At 61.9% G+C, this 19,112-nt stretch carries 18 protein-coding genes; 10 read left to right on the top strand and 8 right to left on the bottom strand.

Going from position 1 to position 19,112, the window contains the following annotated elements:
* The first annotated feature begins 364 nt into the window (after window positions 1-364).
* The 4 genes from ugpB (at window position 365) to ugpC (ending at window position 4,613) form a co-directional block, all read left to right on the top strand.
* The gene (ugpB, locus tag G522_RS0107430) at window positions 365-1,684 is read left to right on the top strand and encodes a sn-glycerol-3-phosphate ABC transporter substrate-binding protein UgpB (RefSeq protein WP_026790495.1); all 1,320 of its coding nucleotides are present in this window, start codon (window positions 365-367) and stop codon (window positions 1,682-1,684) included.
* A 106-nt stretch (window positions 1,685-1,790) separates the two neighbouring features.
* The gene (gene ugpA / locus G522_RS0107425; RefSeq protein ID WP_026790494.1) at window positions 1,791-2,675 is read left to right on the top strand and encodes a sn-glycerol-3-phosphate ABC transporter permease UgpA; all 885 of its coding nucleotides are present in this window, start codon (window positions 1,791-1,793) and stop codon (window positions 2,673-2,675) included.
* 10 nt (window positions 2,676-2,685) lie between these two features.
* On the top strand, window positions 2,686-3,534 hold the full coding sequence (gene ugpE, locus G522_RS0107420; RefSeq protein WP_026790493.1) for a sn-glycerol-3-phosphate ABC transporter permease UgpE: 849 nt from the start codon (window positions 2,686-2,688) through the stop codon (window positions 3,532-3,534).
* Between the two features lie 2 nt (window positions 3,535-3,536).
* A complete protein-coding gene (ugpC, locus tag G522_RS0107415; RefSeq protein WP_026790492.1) occupies window positions 3,537-4,613 on the top strand; it encodes a sn-glycerol-3-phosphate ABC transporter ATP-binding protein UgpC in 1,077 nt (358 codons plus the stop codon).
* Here ugpC and G522_RS0107410 read toward each other — a convergent pair.
* The 3 genes from G522_RS0107410 to G522_RS0107400 form a co-directional block, all read right to left on the bottom strand.
* Complete coding sequence (locus G522_RS0107410; RefSeq protein WP_026790491.1) at window positions 4,592-5,290, bottom strand: cysteine hydrolase family protein; 699 nt, start codon at window positions 5,288-5,290, stop codon at window positions 4,592-4,594. The genes ugpC and G522_RS0107410 overlap by 22 nt on opposite strands.
* A 116-nt stretch (window positions 5,291-5,406) precedes the next feature.
* On the bottom strand, window positions 5,407-6,312 hold the full coding sequence (locus tag G522_RS0107405; RefSeq protein ID WP_026790490.1) for a proline iminopeptidase-family hydrolase: 906 nt from the start codon (window positions 6,310-6,312) through the stop codon (window positions 5,407-5,409).
* 61 nt (window positions 6,313-6,373) lie between these two features.
* Complete coding sequence (locus G522_RS0107400; protein WP_026790489.1) at window positions 6,374-7,156, bottom strand: helix-turn-helix transcriptional regulator; 783 nt, start codon at window positions 7,154-7,156, stop codon at window positions 6,374-6,376.
* A gap of 159 nt (window positions 7,157-7,315) precedes the next feature.
* Here G522_RS0107400 and G522_RS0107395 point away from each other — a divergent pair, with 159 nt between their 5' ends.
* The 6 genes from G522_RS0107395 (at window position 7,316) to G522_RS0107370 (ending at window position 14,813) form a co-directional block, all read left to right on the top strand.
* Window positions 7,316-8,206 (top strand): proline iminopeptidase-family hydrolase, encoded by an 891-nt coding sequence (locus G522_RS0107395; RefSeq protein ID WP_026790488.1) that lies wholly within the window; start codon window positions 7,316-7,318, stop codon window positions 8,204-8,206.
* A 45-nt stretch (window positions 8,207-8,251) separates the two neighbouring features.
* Complete coding sequence (locus G522_RS0107390) at window positions 8,252-9,190, top strand: ABC transporter permease (protein WP_026790487.1); 939 nt, start codon at window positions 8,252-8,254, stop codon at window positions 9,188-9,190.
* Window positions 9,187-10,023 (top strand): ABC transporter permease, encoded by an 837-nt coding sequence (locus G522_RS0107385; protein ID WP_026790486.1) that lies wholly within the window; start codon window positions 9,187-9,189, stop codon window positions 10,021-10,023. Before G522_RS0107390 ends, G522_RS0107385 begins: the two co-directional genes overlap by 4 nt.
* Window positions 10,020-11,732, top strand: a complete 1,713-nt coding sequence (locus G522_RS26005; protein WP_051228414.1) for an ABC transporter ATP-binding protein — start codon at window positions 10,020-10,022, stop codon at window positions 11,730-11,732. Before G522_RS0107385 ends, G522_RS26005 begins: the two co-directional genes overlap by 4 nt.
* Window positions 11,733-11,749: 17 nt before the next feature.
* A complete protein-coding gene (locus G522_RS0107375; protein WP_026790485.1) occupies window positions 11,750-13,264 on the top strand; it encodes an ABC transporter substrate-binding protein in 1,515 nt (504 codons plus the stop codon).
* A 193-nt stretch (window positions 13,265-13,457) separates the two neighbouring features.
* Window positions 13,458-14,813: an esterase-like activity of phytase family protein gene (locus G522_RS0107370; RefSeq protein ID WP_026790484.1), complete on the top strand. Its 1,356-nt coding sequence runs from the start codon at window positions 13,458-13,460 to the stop codon at window positions 14,811-14,813.
* A gap of 76 nt (window positions 14,814-14,889) precedes the next feature.
* On the opposite strand, the gene G522_RS0107365 is transcribed toward G522_RS0107370, so the two are convergent.
* From G522_RS0107365 to rpsF, 5 genes are all read right to left on the bottom strand, one after another.
* Window positions 14,890-16,377, bottom strand: a complete 1,488-nt coding sequence (locus tag G522_RS0107365) for a replicative DNA helicase (protein ID WP_026790483.1) — start codon at window positions 16,375-16,377, stop codon at window positions 14,890-14,892.
* A gap of 249 nt (window positions 16,378-16,626) precedes the next feature.
* Window positions 16,627-17,190, bottom strand: coding sequence for a 50S ribosomal protein L9 (gene rplI / locus G522_RS26000; protein WP_051228413.1), 564 nt, complete (start codon window positions 17,188-17,190; stop codon window positions 16,627-16,629).
* Window positions 17,191-17,247: 57 nt separating this feature from the next.
* On the bottom strand, window positions 17,248-18,189 hold the full coding sequence (locus G522_RS0107355; RefSeq protein ID WP_026790482.1) for a hypothetical protein: 942 nt from the start codon (window positions 18,187-18,189) through the stop codon (window positions 17,248-17,250).
* Window positions 18,190-18,368: 179 nt separating this feature from the next.
* Window positions 18,369-18,617 carry a 30S ribosomal protein S18 gene (gene rpsR, locus G522_RS0107350; RefSeq protein WP_084632951.1) on the bottom strand — a complete coding sequence of 83 codons (249 nt, stop codon included), beginning with the start codon at window positions 18,615-18,617 and terminating at the stop codon, window positions 18,369-18,371.
* A gap of 2 nt (window positions 18,618-18,619) precedes the next feature.
* Window positions 18,620-19,066 carry a 30S ribosomal protein S6 gene (gene rpsF / locus G522_RS0107345; RefSeq protein WP_026790480.1) on the bottom strand — a complete coding sequence of 149 codons (447 nt, stop codon included), beginning with the start codon at window positions 19,064-19,066 and terminating at the stop codon, window positions 18,620-18,622.
* Window positions 19,067-19,112: the final 46 nt, after the last annotated feature.

Genomic DNA, 19,112 nt, shown 5'->3' with positions numbered 1-19,112 from the left:
TAGATATTGACCTGACCAATTTTATAAACGGCGTCCAGGCCGGTTTTCTTTGCCGGATCGGGAGACGTACATAGGTCCTCCCCGAGCCGTTCAGGCTATAAGGTGATATACATATAGACGAAAGGATTAGGCGTTTTTATCGGGCCAAATGGGGTCGTGTGAGCGATCCGAGCCTTGCAAACGCCCTTTGTTTCCTTGAGCCCGCGTCGTGTTCGCTGTTGCGGCGCAATGAGCCGTATGTTCGGAACGCGAACGGACGGGGCCTTTCAGGCTGTCGTCGAACCGTCACGGGGAAGCAATGCCCGTGTCATATGCCGCTCCTACTGCTTGCCGTCACCGACAACTTCGAACGTAGGAAGACGCCATGTTGACGCGGTCCCTCATCGCCGGGCTTGCCCTGACCTTTTTGTCCGGTTCGTCCTTTGCTGCCACCGAAATCACCTGGTGGCATGCCATGGGCGGCGAGCTTGGCAAGAAGCTCGACGAAATCGTCGCCAAGTACAACGCCTCGCAGAGCGACTACAAGGTGACTGCCGTCTACAAGGGCTCCTATCCCGAGACCATGACGGCGGCCATCGCCGCCTTCCGCGCCAAGCAGCAGCCCGACATCGTGCAGGTGTTCGAGGTTGGCACGGGCACCATGATGGCGGCCAAGGGCGCCGTTTATCCGGTCTACCAGCTGATGAAGGACACCGGTACCGCCTTCGACCAAAAGGCTTTCCTTTCGGCCGTGGTTGGCTATTACACCGACGCCGACGGCAACATGCTGTCGATGCCATTCAACTCGTCGACGCCGATCCTCTACTACAACAAGGATGTCTTCCAGAAGGCCGGCCTCGATCCCGAGCAGCCGCCCAAGACCTGGGAAGATGTCGAGGCTTATTCCAAGAAGATCATGTCGTCGGGTGCCGCCAAGTGCGGCTTCACGACCGGCTGGATATCCTGGGTGCAGCTCGAGAATTTCTCGGCCTGGCATAACAAGCCGATCGGCACTCTTCAGAACGGCATCGGCGGGCCGGACGCCGAACTGACCTTCAACGGCGACCTGCAGGTTCGCCACTGGACCAATCTGAAGAAGTGGCAGGATGAGGGGCTGTTCCAGTATGGCGGTCCGGCCGGTGGCAACGACGCTCCGCCGAAGTTCTATAGTCAGGAATGCGCCATCTATATGAACTCGTCGGCCTCGCGCGCTGGCGTGATCGGCAATGCCAAGGACTTCAAGGTCGGCTTCGGCATGCTGCCTTACTATTCCGACGTCCAGGGTGCGCCGCAGAACTCGATCATCGGTGGCGCCACGCTCTGGGTGCTGAAGGGGCATAGCGAGGCCGAATACAAGGGCGTCGCCAACTTCTTCACCTTCCTGTCGTCGCCGGAAGTGCAGGCCGATTGGCATCAGTACTCGGGCTATCTGCCGATCACCGAGGCTGCCTACAAGCTCGGTCAGGATCAGGGCTTCTATGCCAAGAACCCCGGTTCCGATGTGGCCATCAAGCAGATCACTTTGAACCCGCCGACGGAAAACTCCAAGGGTCTGCGCTTCGGTAACTATGTGCAGATCCGCGACGTCATCGACGAGGAGTTCCAGAACCTGCTCGCCGGCAAGAAGACCCCCAAGGATGCGCTCGACTCGGTCGTGACGCGCGGCAACAAGCTGATTGCCGACTTCCGCGCTGCGAACGGCTGATTGTTCACCTTTCAACGAATGCCGGCGCCGGCGGGTTCTCCCGTCCGGCGCCGGCATTCATCCGGGTGGCTGCCGATGCCGCCGCATTCCTCGATCTGGTTCTTTCATGCAGACCAAGCGAACCGTCTTTGGCAACCGCCTGTTGCCCTACGCGCTCCTCCTGCCGCAGCTCGCAGTAACCGTGGTGTTCTTTCTGTGGCCGGCGGCTCAGGCGGTTCTGCAGTCTTTCCAGCGTGAGGACGCTTTCGGTCTTTCCACCACCTGGGTAGGGCTCACCAATTACGCGGATCTTCTCAGCGATCCCACCTATCTGAACTCTCTCAAGGTGACGGCGATTTTCGCCCCAGCCGTGACGCTGCTATCCGTCGGCCTCGGGCTCATCTTCGCTGCCAGCCTCGATCGCCTCGCGCGCGGTAGCCGCGTTTACGCTGCGCTGCTGGTCTGGCCCTATGCGGTGGCACCGGCGATCGGCGGCATCATGTGGTGGTTCCTGTTCAACCCCACCATCGGCCTGCTGCCTTATCTTCTCGCCATGGTCGGTTATCGCTGGGACCACGCTCTTCAGCCGACCGACGCCATGATCCTGGTGGTCATCGCCGCGAGCTGGAAACAGGTGTCCTATAATTTCCTGTTCTTCATGGCCGGCTTGCAGGCGATTCCGAAATCGATGATCGAAGCGGCCGCCATCGACGGTGCAGGGCCGGTGAAGCGCTTCTTCACCATCGTCTTTCCGCTCCTGTCACCCACCACCTTCTTCCTGGCCGTGATCAACCTCGTCTACGCGATGTTCGACACCTTCCCGGTGATCCACGCGACCACCGGCGGCAACCCGGCCCAGTCGACCAATATCCTGGTCTACAAGGTGTTCGTCGACGGCTTCATCGGTCTCAACCTCGGCTCGTCGGCTGCCCAGTCGGTGGTGCTGATGGCTATCGTGGTGGCGCTGACGGTGATCCAGTTCAAATGGGTCGAGCGCAAGGTAACCTATTGAGGAACTGGCCATGATCGATCGCCACCCCTGGCTCGACGCGCTTGCCCATGTCGTCCTGATCGTCGGCGTGCTGATCGTCGCCTTTCCTGTCTATGTCGCCGTGATCGCCTCGACGCACGGGCCCAACGATTTCATGTCCGGGCTGATCCCGCTGCTGCCCGGCCACGAGATGGTCGCCAACTATCGCTCGATGCTGACCGACGGCCTCTCCAGCTCGGGGGCGCCGCCGCTTGGCGGCATGCTGTGGAACTCGCTGGTGATGGCGCTCTCCATTGCCTTTGGCAAGATCGCTATTTCCATCCTGTCGGCCTATGCCATCGTCTACTTCCGCTTTCCTTTCCGGGCGGTCGCCTTCTGGATGATCTTCGTCACGCTGATGCTGCCGGTCGAGGTGCGCATCGTGCCGACCTTCAAGGTGGTGGCCGATCTCGGTCTGCTCGACAGCTACGCCGGCCTGACGATCCCGCTGATCGCTTCGGCGACGGCCACTTTCCTGTTCCGGCAGTTCTTCCTGACGGTGCCGGATGAGCTGATGGAAGCGGCGCGCATCGATGGGGCCGGGCCACTCAAGTTCTTCCGCGACATTCTGCTGCCGCTGAGCCGTACCAACATCGCGGCGCTGTTCGTGATCCTCTTCATCTACGGCTGGAACCAGTATCTCTGGCCGTTGATGGTCACCACCACATCCCAGCACTACACCATCGTCATGGGCATCAAGCGTATGTCGGATGTCGCCGATGCGTTGCCGCAGTGGAATGTCGTCATGACCACGGCGGTGCTGGCCATGCTGCCGCCGGTGATCGTCGTCGTCGCCATGCAGCGGCTATTCGTCAAAGGCCTCATCGAAACGGAGAAGTGAGTATGTCCGCCATCGAAATCGTCGCGGTGAGCAAGGTCTACGCCGGCGGCGTTCGGGCCGTTTCCGATGTCAGTCTGGCGATCGCCGATGGCGAGTTCATCGTGCTCGTCGGTCCATCCGGCTGTGGCAAGTCGACGCTTCTCAGAATGATCGCCGGTTTGGAGAGCATCAGTTCGGGAACGGTCGCCATCGGCAGCCGGGTGGTCAACGAGGTCGACCCAGCGGCGCGCAACATCGCCATGGTGTTCCAGAACTACGCGCTCTATCCGCATATGAGCGTCTATGACAATCTCGCCTACGGCCTCCGGAACAGGGGCGTCCCCAAGGCGGACATCGATGCGCGTGTCGCCGAGGCGGCGCGCATGCTGGAGATCCAGCCTTTCCTCGACCGCAAGCCCAAGCAGCTTTCCGGTGGACAGCGACAGCGCGTTGCCATGGGGCGAGCCATCGTCCGCAAGCCCGACGCCTTCCTGTTCGACGAGCCGCTCTCCAACCTCGATGCCAAGCTGCGTGTTTCCATGCGTGGCGAGATTCGTCAGTTGCAGCGGCGGCTCGGCGTCACGTCGGTGTATGTGACCCACGACCAGTTGGAAGCCATGACGCTGGCCGACCGGATCGTCGTGCTGAACAGCGGTCGCATCGAGCAGGTGGGCCGACCGCTCGACGTTTATCACACCCCCGCTTCGACCTTCGTGGCGAGCTTTATCGGCTCGCCGGCCATGAACCTTGCCGATGCCGAGGTGGCCGGCGGTTGCGTGGCAATCGGTGGACGGGAAGTGGCAAGCGGCGTCACGGGGATCGCCGACGGCAAGCTGACGGTCGGTTTGCGGGCGGAAGACATTCAGCCGGCCGCCTCTGGCGCCGGCGTGCCCTTTGCCGTTCGCTATATCGAGGAGCTTGGTGCCCAGAGGCTGGTGCATGGCTCGGTCGAGGGGCGGCACCTCACCATGGCGCTGTCGCCGGACCTGCCGCTGGCCGACGAGATCAGGGTGACCGTCGCGGCCGACCGGCTGCATTTCTTCGATGCAGAAAGCGGGCGGCGGATGGCCCGGCCCGCTCACGCTCCGGCTGGCAGGTAACTGATTACCCCGTCAGTGCTCATCACCGAGCAGTAGATCATGTTGATGATCTCGAGCTCGCGGTCGTGCAGCTCCATGGAGCCGGCGGCACAGGCGTCCTCGGCGACGATGACGTCGAAGCTCTCGTCGGCGAGGCTGCGCACCGTCGAGGCGACGCATTGGTCGGTGAAGATGCCGCAGCAGACCACGTGAGTGATGCCGAGGTTGGCAAGGACCAGGCGAAGATTGGTGCCGGTGAGCGCACTATCGGTCGTCTTGGTGACGACGATCTCGTCACCCACCGGCGCAATGGCCGGCACGATCTGGGACGCCAAGTCATCCTTCGGCAGCAGGAGGTTGTTCCAGCCGGGCTTCTTCTGGCTGAGCGATCGATCGCGACCATCGTGACGCAGGGCGGCGATGCGGGCGTAGAGCACGTCGAGGCCGCGTCCGCGAAAGGTCGCAAGCAGCTTCTCGATCGACGGGATGACCGTGCCGTGCATGCGCTCGTGAAACGGCGTCCAGGCATGATAGCGGGCGAGATCTTCGCCCGTCAGCGTCGAAGGGTTCGGGCGATCTAGATAGACGTTCTGCACGTCGATGACGAGCAACGCCACCTTGCCGGCAACGAGTATCGGATCCTCCGGCTCGGGAGCGCCGTCGTAGTAGAAGGAACGGCGGGCGGTCTTCCAGGTCATGGTCTGTCCTCTACAGCATCATCCGACCGGAGTGAAACGAGGACCGACAAGATGATGCCTGATAAATAAAAGCTTAGTGCGCTGTTCGATCTGATTGAATCAGATCGAACAGCGCACTAGCCTTCGACAGACTTCAGGAAATCCGAGACGGTGGCAAGGCACTTTGCCTCTTCCTCGACATGCGGCATGTGGCTCGAATGCTCGAACAGCACCCAGCGGATGCCGGGCACCTTCTCGACATAGGGGCGTACCACCTCAGGTGTCGCCTCGTCGTATTTCCCGGAGATCAGCAGGGACGGCACGTTGATGAGCGGCAAACGGTCCTCGATGGTCCAGTCCTTCATCGTGCCGATGACGTGGAATTCGGTGGGGCCGTTCATGTTGATATAGACGGTGTTGTCGAGGTCCATCAGCTCGAAGGTGCGGCTTACTTCCTTCGGCCAGGGATCGAGACGACAGACGTGGCGGTTGTAGAAGACGCGGGATGCCGCGACATACTCGGGATGAGTAATCGTGCCGGCCGCCTCATGCTTCAGGAGCGTCGCCTGCACCTCGGGCGGCAGTTCCTCGCGCAGACGATTGGCCTCGCTCACCCAAGTGAGCATGTTGGCCGGCGAATTGGCGACGACGAGCGCCTTTAGCCCCTCCGGTCGGCGCACGGCATGTTCGGCGCCGAGCATGCCGCCCCAGGACTGGCCGAGATAGGCATAGCGATCGGCGATGCCGAGGTGGGAGAGCAGGGCGTCCAACTGGTCAAGAAACAATTGGACCGTCCAGAAATCCTTGCCCTTGTCGGGAAGGTGCGTCGAATTGCCGGAGCCGAGCTGGTCGTAATGGATAATGGCGCGGCCATCGAGGTCAGCGATGCGCTTGAAGCTGTCGACGTAATCGTGCGTGCAACCTGGACCACCGTGCGCCACGATCAGCGGCAGGCGTGGAGACGATAGCGAGCCGCTGACGCGATACCACGTTTCGTAAGCGCCAAAAGGCGCAAATCCTTCATTGACGTCAGCCACTTTCATTCTCCGCGCTGCTTATGCGTTGAGCAAAAACATAGCGCGACGAAAAGCTGAGCAGCAGCTATCAGAAGTTATAGGTCTGCGGTTCGTCGAACAATCGATAGTGGATGGCGCGCACCACGGCCTGGGTGCGATTGCGAGCCCCCAGTTTTCGGATGGCCGAGTTGAGGTGCATTACCACCGTCGGAACCGACCGGTCGATGATGCGGGAGATTTCTTTGGCCGACAGGCCCTCGGCGGAGTGGCGCAGGCATTCGCGCTCGCGATCGGTGAGACGCGGCATAGCGCCGATGCGGGCCGGGACATCAAAGGCCGAATAGGCCGTTTCATGAAAGAGGTGGGCGAGCAGTCCGAAGTCGGCGAGGGCCCCTTCGGCGGTGCGCCGGAAATCGGTGCTGGCACCGAAACGGACGCCGGTCACGGTTGCATAGTCACCGCGTGGCAAATGCACGGGCACGGTGACGCCGGATGTCAGGCCGCGGTCGCGAAGATAGCTCTCCACCGGACGGCTGTCGTCGCTGAGATACTTGCGGATCGCGGTGTTGGCGTCGCGGTCATAGTCCCAGAAAAAGGGCGTCGACGTCCGAATGGCGAGCTGTTGCACCGGGTCGAAGCGGAAATAGCCGCGGCCGCACCAGTATTCGTGCATGTCCTCCGGCACGTTCCTGAGCTTGAGAACCGAGGGGATGTTCATAGTGCCGTCGATGTCGTAGGGCACCGGCGTGTAGTCGTAGATAAGCGCATCGAAACCAAAGCCCTTGACCATGTCGAAGGCTTGGTCGATGCAGCCGTCAAGACCAGTTTCGGTGGTGAGCCGCTCCCTGATGGCGGCGATGTCGACGAGCATTTATAGCTACTCCGGAGTGAAACGCCCACGGGTGGGTGACCCAAGCTCCTCCATTCGTCGAACCCTATCACTTCTAATAGCTGGTGTTGAGCGCCAATTCAGCCAAAATTTGATCACGCTCAAATCGTGAGCTTTGGATCAAGCTGTGGAGATCGGACCATGTGGCGGGAAATCGCCCCGGATGCTACGCACGTGGTGAAAGTCGGTGGCTATGACGTCATCGCCTATGAGTTCGGCGCGGGCGACGAGGTGGTTTTCCTGGCCAACGGTGGCCCCGGTCTTCCCTGCGATTATCTCCGCGAAGCTCACTCCTGCCTGATCGACCGGGGCTACCGCGTGATCGCCTTCGACCAACTTGGCACTGGCGCATCCGATCGCCCCACCGATCCTGCCCTTTGGACGATCGGTCGCTATGTCGAGGAGACCGAAACGGTGCGGCGGGCGCTCGGCCTCGGCAAGGTGCATTTCCTCGGTCACTCCTGGGGCGGCTGGCTCGCCATCGATTACGCGCTCACCTATCCGGAGGCGCTCAAGACGCTGATCCTGGAGGATACCGTCGCCGACATGCCGCATCTCATCACCGAGCTCGAACGCCTGCGCGGCGCGCTTGGATCGGAGACGGTGGCGATGATGCAGGCGCACGAAGCGGCTGGCACCATCGATCATCCCGAGTATCTGGCGGCGGTCACGCTGCTCAACTACCGCCACGTCTGCCGTCTGAAAGAGTGGCCGGCGCCGGTCAATCGTTCGCTGTCCGACTGGAACATGGGTCCCTACGGCACCATGCAGGGACCGAACGAATTCCTCTACATCGGCAACCTCAAGGACTGGAACCGCGTTCCCGACCTTCACAAGATTACCGTGCCGACGTTGATCACCTGCGGCGAGCATGACGAGCTGACACCGGCTTGCGCGCTGCGCATGAAGCTCAATCTGCCCGATGCCGAGCTTAAGGTGTTCGCCAATTCGAGCCACATGCCATTCTACGAGAACCCGGGGGATTACTACCCGGCGCTCCTCGCCTTCCTCGGGAAACACAGCCAGCGATGATGCTTGCCCCACTCATGACATTCGTTGCCACGTCCGGAAGCCAAGATGCACCGGTATAAGTTCGTTCTCTATCGCCCACTGCAGTTCCTGCCGGTGCTGTTCGGCATCAGCGTGATCACCTTCGTCCTGGTCCGCCTGATCCCCGGCGATCCGGCGCGCGTGCTGCTCGGTACCAAGTCGACGCCGGCCGCCATCGCCGCCATCCGCGCCCAGTATGGCCTCGATCAGCCGATCTGGTTGCAATACTTCTATTTTCTCCAGAACCTCGGCCATGGCGAGATGGGCAAATCCATTCTCTACAAGATCGACGTGCTGAGGTTGATCACCACCCGTATCGAACCGACGCTGACGCTGGTGCTCACGTCGGTACTGCTGTCGCTCATCATCGCCGTGCCGCTCGCCTCGCTGGCAGCCCGGTCGAACGGTGGGCCGGCCGACCACGCCGTGCGCTTCATCTCGACCTTCGGTATCGGGTTTCCGCCGTTCTGGCTGGCGCTGATGCTGATCATCTTCTTCTCGGTGCGGTTCGATCTGTTCCCGGTGTCAGGTTATGGCGAGACTGTCGTCGACAAGCTCTACCACCTGATCCTGCCGTCTCTGACCATCGCTCTGTCGCTATCGACCGTGCTGATGCGCTCGCTCCGCACGGCGATGATCGCCGAACTCAAGGACGATCTCGCTACGGCGGCTCGGGCGCGCGGCATGCCGGAGAGCATCGTCTTCTGGCGACACGTGATGCCCAACTCGCTGGTGCCGACGGTCAACCTGCTCGCCGTCAACATCGGCTGGCTGATCGGCGGCACCGTCGTCGTTGAAAGCGTTTTCGCTTTGCCGGGCATGGGCCAGTTGTTGGTTCGAGCTATCTTTTCGCGCGACTACATGGTGGTGCAGGGCGTCGCCATGGTGTTCGCCTGTGCAACGGTACTGGTGAATTTCCTTGCCGATATCGTTACCGTCGCCATCGATCCAAGGGTGAAGCAATGACCGCCGCCTTCGCTCCGGCCTGGAAGGCCGTTCGGCGGCGGCCGACGCTGCTGGCCGGGCTGATCCTGCTTGTCGTCTTCCTACTGGTCGCCCTGCTGGCTCCGTTGATTGCTCCTTACGATCCCATCCTACAGAACGGCGATCTGCGGCTTCAGCCGCCGTCCTGGGGGCATCCTTTCGGCACCGACAATTTCGGCCGCGACATCTTCTCGCGTGTTCTGTGGGGCACCCGCATCGATCTGCAGATCGCGGTGATCGGCGTCGTCTTTCCCTTCCTGATCGGCACGACGGTGGGCACGCTGGCCGGCTATCTCGGCGGCAAGGTCGATACCGTCTTCATGCGCCTCATCGACATCATCCTGGCCTTTCCCTTCCTGGTGCTGATGCTCTCAATCATCGCCATTCTTGGGCCGGGGCTTCAGAGCTTCTATATCGCCATGGCGCTGGTCGGCTGGGTGTCTTACGCCCGACTGATCAGGGCGCAGATGCTGGTGCTGAAGACGGTCGACTACGCGACGGCAGCGCTCAGCCTTGGATTCTCCGGCCCTCGCATCATGTTCCGTCATCTGCTTCCCAATGCCATTGCCGGCTCGGTGGTATTCTCCATGTCGGACTGCGTGTTGGTGCTGCTGTCCGGCGCGGCCATCAGCTACCTCGGCCTTGGCGTGCAGCCGCCGCTTGCCGAATGGGGTGTCATGGTGGCGGAAGGGCAGAGCTTCATCACCACCGCCTGGTGGATCACGCTGTTTCCCGGCCTTTCCATCGTGACGCTGGCCTTCGGCTTCTCGCTGACCGGAGACGGTCTCGGCGATCTCCTGGGGGTGCGCGAATGAACGAGACGCTACTCTCCGTCCGCGACCTCAGCGTCGTCTTTGCCGGCGAAGACGGGCCTCGCACGCTGATCGACGATGTGTCCTTCGATCTCGGCAAGGGCGAAATCCTCGGCCTGGTGGGTGAAAGCGGCTCGGGCAAGAGCCTCACCTGCCGCTCGCTGGTGCGGCTGATGCCGTCCCCCAAACTGGCGATCACCTCGGGCTCCGTGATGCTCGATGGCCGGGATCTCACCAAGGCACCGGAAGCTGACATTCGCGCGGTGCGTGGTCGCGATATCGGCATGATCTTCCAAAACCCTACCAGTCATCTCGATCCGCTGATGCATATCGGCGATCAGATCGCCGAGGGCATCCGCGTTCATCGTGGCGTCGGCGGCAAGGAGGCGAGGGCGGCGGCGCTGGATATCCTGGCACAGGTGGGCTTTCCGCATCCGGCGCGGCAGTACAACGGCTATCCGCATGAGTTCTCCGGCGGCATGCGGCAGCGGGCGATGATCGGCGTGGCGCTCTCCTGTGATCCGCGCATCCTGATCGCCGACGAGCCAACGACGGCGCTCGACGTCACCATCCAGGCGCAGATCCTCAGGCTATTGATGGAGCTCAGGGAGAGCCGCGGCCTGTCGGTGATCATGATCACCCACGACCTCGGTATTGTCGCCCAGACCTGCGATCGTATCGCCGTGCTGCGGCAGGGGCGGTTGCTGGAGATCGGCGACAAGCGCGACGTGCTCGCACGGCCGCAACATCCCTATACGCAGAACCTCATCGCCTCACACCCCTCGATGCCTGAGCGTCAGATGGCGGCTGCCGACACTGCTTATCCAACAACGCTGAAAACACGGCCACTTGTCGAGATCGATGATCTCCACGTCCGCTTTCCGGTGACCGGGCGTCGCCTGTTCTCCGATGGGCCGCGCGAATTCTCGGCGGTGAAAGGGGTCAGCCTGCAGGTGATGCCCGGCGAGACGGTGGGCATTGTCGGCGAAAGCGGTTCAGGCAAGTCGACGTTGGCTCGCGCGCTGCTCGGTCTGACGCCTATTTCTGATGGCCATGTGACCTTCGACGGCGCCGACATCGTCACTGAACGGACGAAGGCTCTGAGAAAACTCCGCCGCGAGACGGCGATGGTCTTCCAGGACCCGTATAACGCGCTCAACCCGCGCCTCACCATCGGTGCCATGTTGGCCGAGGTGCTCGCGGTGCAGGAAAGCGTGGCGAAGGAGCGGATACCCCAGCGCATTGGCGAACTCCTGGATCTCGTCGGCCTCGAACGCGAATTTGCCGATCGCAAGCCACTCTCCATGAGTGGCGGCCAGTGCCAGCGCGCCGGCATTGCCCGGGCGCTCGCCGTCAATCCGAAGCTGATTGTCGCCGATGAATGCGTCGCGGCGCTCGATGTCACCATTCAGGCGCAGATCGTCGATCTGTTCCGCGATCTCAAGCAGCGCCTCAATCTGACGCTGCTGTTCATCGCCCACGATCTCGCCATCGTCCGCAACCTCTGCGAACGGGTGGTGGTGATGTACCACGGCCAGATCGTCGAGGAGGGGCGGACGGAGGATGTGTTCAACGCGCCGCGCGAGGCCTACACGCAAGCCTTGATCGGCGCCATTCCGGATATCGATCCGGACAGACCGCTTGTGTCTCCGCGGGGAGGAGACGCTTTGACCGAAGAAACGTCCGGGCTCGTCACGGACGAAATATCATAACCAGAAGGGAACTCGACATGACCGCAAAATGGACCAAACTCAGCGTGGCGACCGTTCTTGCCACCCTCATCCTCGGAGCCTCGATTGCCGAGGCGGCCGGTGTTCTGACCATCGGCCGCCGTGAGGATGGCACGACCTTCGACCCCATCAAGACCGCTCAGAACGTCGACAACTGGGTGTTCTCCAATGTGTTCGACGTGCTGGTACGCGTCGACAAGTCCGGCACCAAGCTGATCCCCGGCCTTGCCGAAAGCTGGACCGTCTCCGACGACGGCCTGACCTATACCTTCAAGCTGCGCGACGCCAAGTTCTCCAATGGCGACGCGGTGACTGCCGACGATGCCGTCTTCTCGCTGCTGCGCATTCGCGACAATCCCGGCTCGCTGTGGGCCGATAGTTTCAAGGTGGTCGACACGGCTACTGCCGCCGATGCGAAGACGCTGGTGGTCAAGCTGAAGACGCCGTCGGCACCGTTCCTGTCGTCGATGGCACTGCCCAACGTATCCGTGCTGCCCAAGAAGGTTCTGGAATCGGAGGGCGAGGAAGCCTTTGGCGAAGCGCCGATCGGTTCGGGTGCCTTCGCGGTGAAGGAATGGCGCCGCGGCGATCGCGTGATCCTCGAGAAGAACCCCAACTACTGGGATGCTGCCAACGTCAGCCTCGACGGTGTCGAATGGATTTCCATTCCCGACGACAATACCCGCATGCTGAAGGTTCAGGCCGGCGAGCTCGATACCGCGCTGTTCGTTCCGTTCTCGCGTGTCGCCGAACTGAAGAAGGACGCCAACCTCAAGGTTGTTTCCGACCCATCGACCCGCGAAGACCACCTGCTGATCAACCACTCGCATGGGCTGCTCGGCAAGAAGGAGGTGCGTCAGGCGCTGGATATGGCGATCGACAAAAAGGCGATCGTCGACGCGGTGACCTTCGGCATTGGCGAGGTCGCCTATTCCTATATTCCGAAGGGTGCCCTCTATCACTACGCCGACAATCTTCAGCGTCCCTATGATCCGGAAAAGGCCAAGGCGATGCTGGCCGCGGCGGGCGCTTCGGACCTGAAGCTGAACTACGTCGTCAACGCCGGCAATGAGGCCGACGAACAGATCGCCGTTCTGATGCAGCAGATGCTGGCCAAGGCCGGTGTCACGCTCGATCTGCAAAAAGTGGATCCCAGCCAGAGCTGGAACATGCTGATCGATGGATCCTACGATCTGTCCGTCATGTACTGGACCAACGATATTCTGGACCCCGACCAGAAGACCACCTTCGTGCTCGGCGACGACAGCAACATGAACTACATGACCCGTTACAAGAGCCAGCCTGTCAAGGATCTGGTCGCGGCGGCGCGTGTCGAGATGGATCCCAAGAAGCGTGAGCAGATGTATATCGATCTGCAGAAGATGGCCAAGGACGACGTCAACTGGATCGATCTCTACTACAGCCCCTATATCAATGTGACCCGCGCCAACATCGAGAATTTCGACCAGAATCCGCTCGGCCGCTTCTTCCTGGAAGAGACCAAGAAAAACTGAGCCGTCTCATCGCGGCAACGCTGCGATTGCAGCGCACTCGATGCAATCATCGCCCCGGCAATTTGCTTTGCCGGGGCGTTTGTTTTCGCTGGCCTTTACGTAGATCACCGAAGCGTCATGGAGGTGTCAACTCACTGACACCGGAGCTTCTTACCAAGATCGGGCTTTCTCCATTTCATTTCAGGTGAGTCCGATGAAGACCTTGCTCATGGCGTCCGTTGCCCTCGTCTTTTCCTCTGCCTTGGCGTTTGCCGATGAAACGGCTTTCAAGGCAACGCTGGTTTCACAGGCCATTCTGCCGGCCAATACGATCATCGCCGCACCGGCCGACGCACCGGATTTTCTGAAGCAGGCCGGCAAGTTCACCACGCCGGATCGCAAGCGGGCCACCGTTCTAGGTTCGGTGCCGGGCCTCGATGGCGTCCGCAAGACCGGCCTTGGCCTGCCATTCGATGGCCAGGCGGTACAGGGTTTTTCCGGTATCAAGACGATGACGGACGGCACCTTCTGGACGCTCAGCGACAACGGCTTCGGCAGCAAGGCCAACTCCACCGACGCCATGCTGATGCTGCATCATGTCAAGTTCGACTGGCCGGCTGGTAAGGTGGATCGTCTTGATACGGTCTTCCTCAGCGATCCGGACAAAGTGGCGCCGTTCCCCATCGTCATGGAAGGCGCGGACAAGCGCTACCTCACCGGTGCCGACTTCGACATCGAGTCGATCCAACCGGTTGCCGACGGTTTTTGGCTCGGCGAGGAGCTCGGTCCCTATCTCCTTCACGTCACCGCCGACGGCAAGCTGACCGATGTCGTGCCGACGCTCGTCGGTGGTAAGCCGGTGCTGTCGCCGGACAATCCGACGCTGAGCCTGCCAGCCGATCCGAGCAAGCCGTTGCCGGCCTTCAATCTCCGCCGCTCCAACGGCTTCGAGGGGTTGGCCCAGTCGAAGGACGGCAGCAAGCTCTACGGGCTGTTGGAAGGCCCGCTCTACCTCGGCGATGGCAAGTTCGAGCAGGTCGACGGTGCGACCGCCATCCGCATCGTCGAGTTCGATGTGGCCAAGAAGGCCTGGACCGGCCGTTCGTGGCTCTATCCCTTCTCGGGCACCGGCACCAACATCGGCGATTTCAATATGATCGACGACAGCACGGCGCTGGTGATCGAACGCGACGGCGGCGCCGGTCTTGCCGACAAGGCCTGCGCCGATCCGGCGAAGCCCGAACCGACCTGTTTCGACAAGCCGGCCAAGCATAAGCGCATCTACAAGATCGCTTTCGGCGACGACAATGTCGGCAAGGCGGTGCGTAAGGTCGGCTACATTGACCTCCTGAACGTCGCCGATACCCAAGGCAAGGCCAAGCAGGGCACGGTGAATGGCGTCTACACCATGCCTTTCGTCACCATCGAAAATGTCGACGTGGTCGATGCCACGCATATCGTGGTCGGCAACGACAACAACCTGCCGTTCTCGGCCGGTCGTGCCGTCGACAAGGCCGATGACGATGAGTTCGTGCTGCTGGAAGTGGGCGATTTCCTGGCCGCGAAGTAAGCTGCACGCGGTTCGAACGGAAAAGGCTCCGGCGCTTCATGCTGCCGGGGCCTTTCGGCTTCTTGTGGTTGAAGCATTACTCGAAACGTTCGGGCAGATAGTCTTCCTTGGCCAGATCCGAGAAGCGGGTGACCGAGGCGTCGAAGGCGAGCTGCACGGTGCCGGTTGGGCCATGGCGCTGCTTGCCGATAATCACCTCGGCCTTGCCGGTGACGCGGTCCATCTCGGTCTGCCACTTGAAGAAGTCTTCGGTGCCTTCCTTGGGCATGCGCGATTGCATGTAATATTCGTCGCGGTAGATGAACATCACGACGTCGGCGTCCTGCTCGATCGAGCCGGATTCGCGCAGGTCGGACAGCTGCGGCCGCTTGTCGTCGCGGCTTTCCACCTGACGCGACAGCTGGGAGAGGGCGATGATCGGTACCGCCAGCTCCTTGGCCAACGCCTTGAGGCCGGTGGTGATCTCGGTGATTTCCTGCACACGGCCACCCTGCGCGGACTTGGACGAGCCCGATAGCAGCTGAAGATAGTCGACAATGACCACATCGAGCCCACGCTGGCGCTTCAGGCGGCGGGCACGCGCCGCAAGCTGGGCGATGGAGATGCCGCCGGTGTGGTCGATGTAGAGCGGCAGCGTCTGCATGCGTTGGGCGACGGCGGCGAGCTTGGCGAACTGGTTCTCGTCGATATTGCCGCGGCGGATATCGGAGGACGACACTTCCGACTGCTCGGCGAGAATACGCGTCGCCAACTGCTCGGACGACATTTCCAGGCTGAAGAAGCCAACGATACCCCCGTTCACCGTTTTCAGCGAACCATCCGGCTGTTCGGCCGCTTCATAAGCGTTAGCAACGTTGAAGGCGATGTTGGTGACGAGCGACGTCTTGCCCATGGCCGGACGGGCAGCGAGGATGATCAAGTCGGAGCGCTGCAAGCCACCCATGGTCCGGTCGAGATCGTTGAGGCCGGTGGCAATGCCCGAGAGATGACCGTCGCGCTGATAGGCGGCCGCCGCCATGTCGATCGCTTCGCGCAACGCATCGGAAAAGGTGTGGAAGCCTCCTTCGTAGCGTCCGCTCTCGGCGATGCCGAACAGCCGCCGCTCGGCATCTTCGATCTGGGCGCGCGGTGGCATGTCGATCGGCGCGTCATAGGCGATGTTGACCATGTCCTCGCCGATGCGGATCAGGTCGCGGCGGACGGCGAGGTCGTGGATGATGCGGCCGTAGTCTTCGGCGTTGATGATGGTGGTCGCCTCGGAAGCGAGGCGCAGCAGATACTGCGTCACCGGCATCTCGGCGATCTGGTAGTCGGCCGGATAGAAGGTCTTCAGTGTGATCGGCGAGGCGACCTTGCCGCCACGAATGAGCTGACCGATCTTCTCGTAGATCGCCTTGTGCTGCTCGATGAAGAAATGCGGGGGCTCGAGGAAGTCGGAGACGCGAAAGAACGTCTCGTTGTTCATCAGCATGGCGCCAAGCAACTGCCGCTCCGCCTCGACATTATGCGGCGCGCTGCGGGTGAGCGCGGTAGCCTGATCTTCGACGCGGCGGATGGTGGACATGGGGCGGACGTGTTCCTGATGACGGATGAAGACGGGACAGTATCAAGCCACCCGATGACAGGGAGCGGCAGTTATCTCGGACTCCCGCAATCCACACAGGAGTCGAATTTCTCGATAACGCTTATTGACTCTGACCGTCAGGTGACTCTGCCTTCGAGGAATCGGCAGCTTATTGTTTTGACAAGAAAAACCCCGGGGTTTTGGCCCCCGGGGTCGATCTATTGCGTTGGTCTCAGAACCGAAGCCGGCTCAGAGCTCTTCGCGGTCCATGCCCTCGTCCTCAAGCACCGAGCTGACTTCGCGGACGAAGGTGTCTTCGCGGGCGTTGGCGGTGACGTCCTCGCCCTTGGCCTGACGCTGAGCTTCTTCCTCGGAGCGGGCGATGTTGAGGGTGATGGTGGCGTGCACGTCGGCGTGCAGGATGATTTCGACATTGTGGACGCCGAGATTCTTGATCGGCGCGTTGATGTTCACCTGCGAGCGGGTGATGGTCTCGCCGGCGGCGGCCAGGATGTCGACGATATCGCGAGCGGCGACGGAGCCGTAGAGCTGGCCGGTCTCGGCAGCCTGACGGACGACGATGAAGGAGCGCTGATCGAGACCGACCTTGATCTGCTCGGCCGACGACTTGCGCTCGGCGTTGCGGACCTCAAGGGCGGCGCGCTCGCGGTCGAACTTGGCCTGGTTCTCCTTGGTGGCGCGCAGCGCCTTGCCCTGCGGCAGCAGGAAGTTACGGGCGAAGCCGTCGCGGACCTTGATGGTCTCGCCGAGGGTGCCGTGCTTGCCGATACGCTCGAGAAGGATGACCTTCATTTTCTATACTCCAGTCTGTCTGTTTTGGCGTTGCCGCCGGTTAGGTGATCGGGGCTGTCAGGCGCCCGGTCGTTTTTCAAGTCGCTTGGCCCTGAGGCCGAGCGGACCGTCGAGAATGCCGGCAATGGCCAGCGGAATGAGCGGGAGGGAGAGGACGAACGTGGCGCCGTAGGTGACGCCGAGGATCAGCGGCGCGGCCGGATTGCCACGCACGAAGACATGGAGGACGGCAAATCCAACCAAGGCAAAGCCCATGCCCGCCGCGCCCGCGACGACGCCGGCGATAAGGCCGAGCGGACCGTCGAGGCTGGCAAGCAGGGCCGCGCCCACGAACACGCCGGCCATCCACAGCGGCAGCGAAAGCGTTTCGGCAATGGCGTCTTCACCACGCTTGAGCCGTCCGGACAGGCGGACGACACGGCCGCCCAGCCAGAGATTGAAGGCCGTCAGGGCCAGCCAGAACATGGCGAGCGCGAAGGGCATCAAGCGCATGTAAATGAGCAGGGCCGGCAACAGCTCTTCGCGCGCCGGCGTGCCGAGCTCACCGGAGGTCTGCCCCATCGAGACCAGCATGTCGGCGACCTCACTGGCCATCGCCTCAACATCGAACCCGATAATCATGCCGACGGCGACGATGGTGGCGGCGGTCAGTAGCACCATGGCCGTGAATACGCGGCCCAGCGGATACCACTCGAAGCTCTTTCCCTCGGCATCGAGCGGCCGGCCAAGGCCGACAAGATAGCCGTAGAAGGCCATGGGACCGGCGATCACCAGGGCATGCAGCAGCGCCGCCTTCCAGGACACAAAGACCCACAGGCCAACGATACCCGCAAGCACGGCAGCGATGCCGGCAAGCGTGCCCCAGCCGATGGTGACAATGGCGATGGGAAGCGCGGATACGAAGAACAGCGGCGTGCCAAGAGCACCGCCACTCGTGACGGCTGCAAAAAGCAGGGCAGAGGCGGCACCTGCGGCGATGCCTAGAAGAAGTCCGTTCACGTTACTCTCGCTGTCCCGCGCGATCACCGATAGAGGCGACCGATGCTGTGATCGACGGCCAATGCCGCCGGGCGGTTAGGGGTGCCGAGCCGGAAAGGCCGCATCCCAACTTTGCAGGAACGGCGCCGCGACCATGATCGCGGCGCCGGTTGTTTCAATGCGCCGTCAGGCGCCCGTCATCACTTGATGATGAACGGCAGCAGGCCGAGGATGCGGGCACGCTTGATCGCCTGGGCGAGCTCGCGCTGCTTCTTGGCCGACACCGCGGTGATGCGGGAGGGAACGATCTTGCCGCGCTCGGAAATATAGCGCTGCAGCAGACGCACGTCCTTGTAGTCGATCTTCGGGGCGTTGGCGCCGGAGAACGGGCAGGTCTTCCGACGACGGAAGAACGGACGACGGGCGGCGGGGAGAGAGGTGATTTCCATGATTATTCCATATCCCCAGCTTCATCACGACGGGGCGCGCGATCACGACGCGGGCCACCACGATCGCCACCGCGGAAGCCGCCACGATCGCCACGGCCGGCGGGCGCGCCATCACGGTCATCGCGGTCGCGCTTCTGAAGCATGGCCGAAGGGCCTTCCTCGAGCTCGTCGACGCGAATGGTCATGATGCGGAGAATGTCTTCGCTGAGGCTCTGCTGACGTTCCATTTCAGCGACGGCCGCATGCGGCGCATCGAGATTGAACAGGACGTAGTGGGCCTTGCGGTTCTTCTTGACGCGGTAGGCAAGGGCGCGCAGGCCCCAGTTCTCTACCTTCTTCACCGCGCCGCCATTACTTTCAATGACGGCCTTGTACTGGTCAGCGATCGCTTCCACCTGCTGGGCGGAGACGTCCTGGCGGACCAGGAACACGTGCTCGTAGAGCGCCATGTCGGTACAGCCTTTCTCGGTTCCATTGACCACCCGGCGCCAAGCC

This window comes from Pleomorphomonas oryzae DSM 16300, assembly GCF_000422965.1.
GTDB classification, from domain to species: Bacteria; Pseudomonadota; Alphaproteobacteria; order Rhizobiales; family Pleomorphomonadaceae; genus Pleomorphomonas; species Pleomorphomonas oryzae.
Note: the sequence above shows the minus strand (reverse complement) of the source record. Positions and strands in the feature narration are given on the sequence as shown.

Excerpts from the sequence above, each read along its gene's own strand:
- ugpB (WP_026790495.1), top strand. The coding sequence starts at position 365 with ATGTTGACGCGGTCCCTCATCGCCGGGCTTGCCCTGACCTTTTTGTCC.
- ugpA (WP_026790494.1), top strand. The coding sequence starts at position 1,791 with ATGCAGACCAAGCGAACCGTCTTTGGCAACCGCCTGTTGCCCTACGCG.
- ugpE (WP_026790493.1), top strand. The coding sequence starts at position 2,686 with ATGATCGATCGCCACCCCTGGCTCGACGCGCTTGCCCATGTCGTCCTG.
- ugpC (WP_026790492.1), top strand. The coding sequence starts at position 3,537 with ATGTCCGCCATCGAAATCGTCGCGGTGAGCAAGGTCTACGCCGGCGGC.
- G522_RS0107410 (WP_026790491.1), bottom strand. The coding sequence starts at position 5,290 with ATGACCTGGAAGACCGCCCGCCGTTCCTTCTACTACGACGGCGCTCCC.
- G522_RS0107405 (WP_026790490.1), bottom strand. The coding sequence starts at position 6,312 with ATGAAAGTGGCTGACGTCAATGAAGGATTTGCGCCTTTTGGCGCTTAC.
- G522_RS0107400 (WP_026790489.1), bottom strand. The coding sequence starts at position 7,156 with ATGCTCGTCGACATCGCCGCCATCAGGGAGCGGCTCACCACCGAAACT.
- G522_RS0107395 (WP_026790488.1), top strand. The coding sequence starts at position 7,316 with ATGTGGCGGGAAATCGCCCCGGATGCTACGCACGTGGTGAAAGTCGGT.
- G522_RS0107390 (WP_026790487.1), top strand. The coding sequence starts at position 8,252 with ATGCACCGGTATAAGTTCGTTCTCTATCGCCCACTGCAGTTCCTGCCG.
- G522_RS0107385 (WP_026790486.1), top strand. The coding sequence starts at position 9,187 with ATGACCGCCGCCTTCGCTCCGGCCTGGAAGGCCGTTCGGCGGCGGCCG.
- G522_RS26005 (WP_051228414.1), top strand. The coding sequence starts at position 10,020 with ATGAACGAGACGCTACTCTCCGTCCGCGACCTCAGCGTCGTCTTTGCC.
- G522_RS0107375 (WP_026790485.1), top strand. The coding sequence starts at position 11,750 with ATGACCGCAAAATGGACCAAACTCAGCGTGGCGACCGTTCTTGCCACC.
- G522_RS0107370 (WP_026790484.1), top strand. The coding sequence starts at position 13,458 with ATGAAGACCTTGCTCATGGCGTCCGTTGCCCTCGTCTTTTCCTCTGCC.
- G522_RS0107365 (WP_026790483.1), bottom strand. The coding sequence starts at position 16,377 with ATGTCCACCATCCGCCGCGTCGAAGATCAGGCTACCGCGCTCACCCGC.
- rplI (WP_051228413.1), bottom strand. The coding sequence starts at position 17,190 with ATGAAGGTCATCCTTCTCGAGCGTATCGGCAAGCACGGCACCCTCGGC.
- rpsR (WP_084632951.1), bottom strand. The coding sequence starts at position 18,617 with ATGGAAATCACCTCTCTCCCCGCCGCCCGTCGTCCGTTCTTCCGTCGT.
- rpsF (WP_026790480.1), bottom strand. The coding sequence starts at position 19,066 with ATGGCGCTCTACGAGCACGTGTTCCTGGTCCGCCAGGACGTCTCCGCC.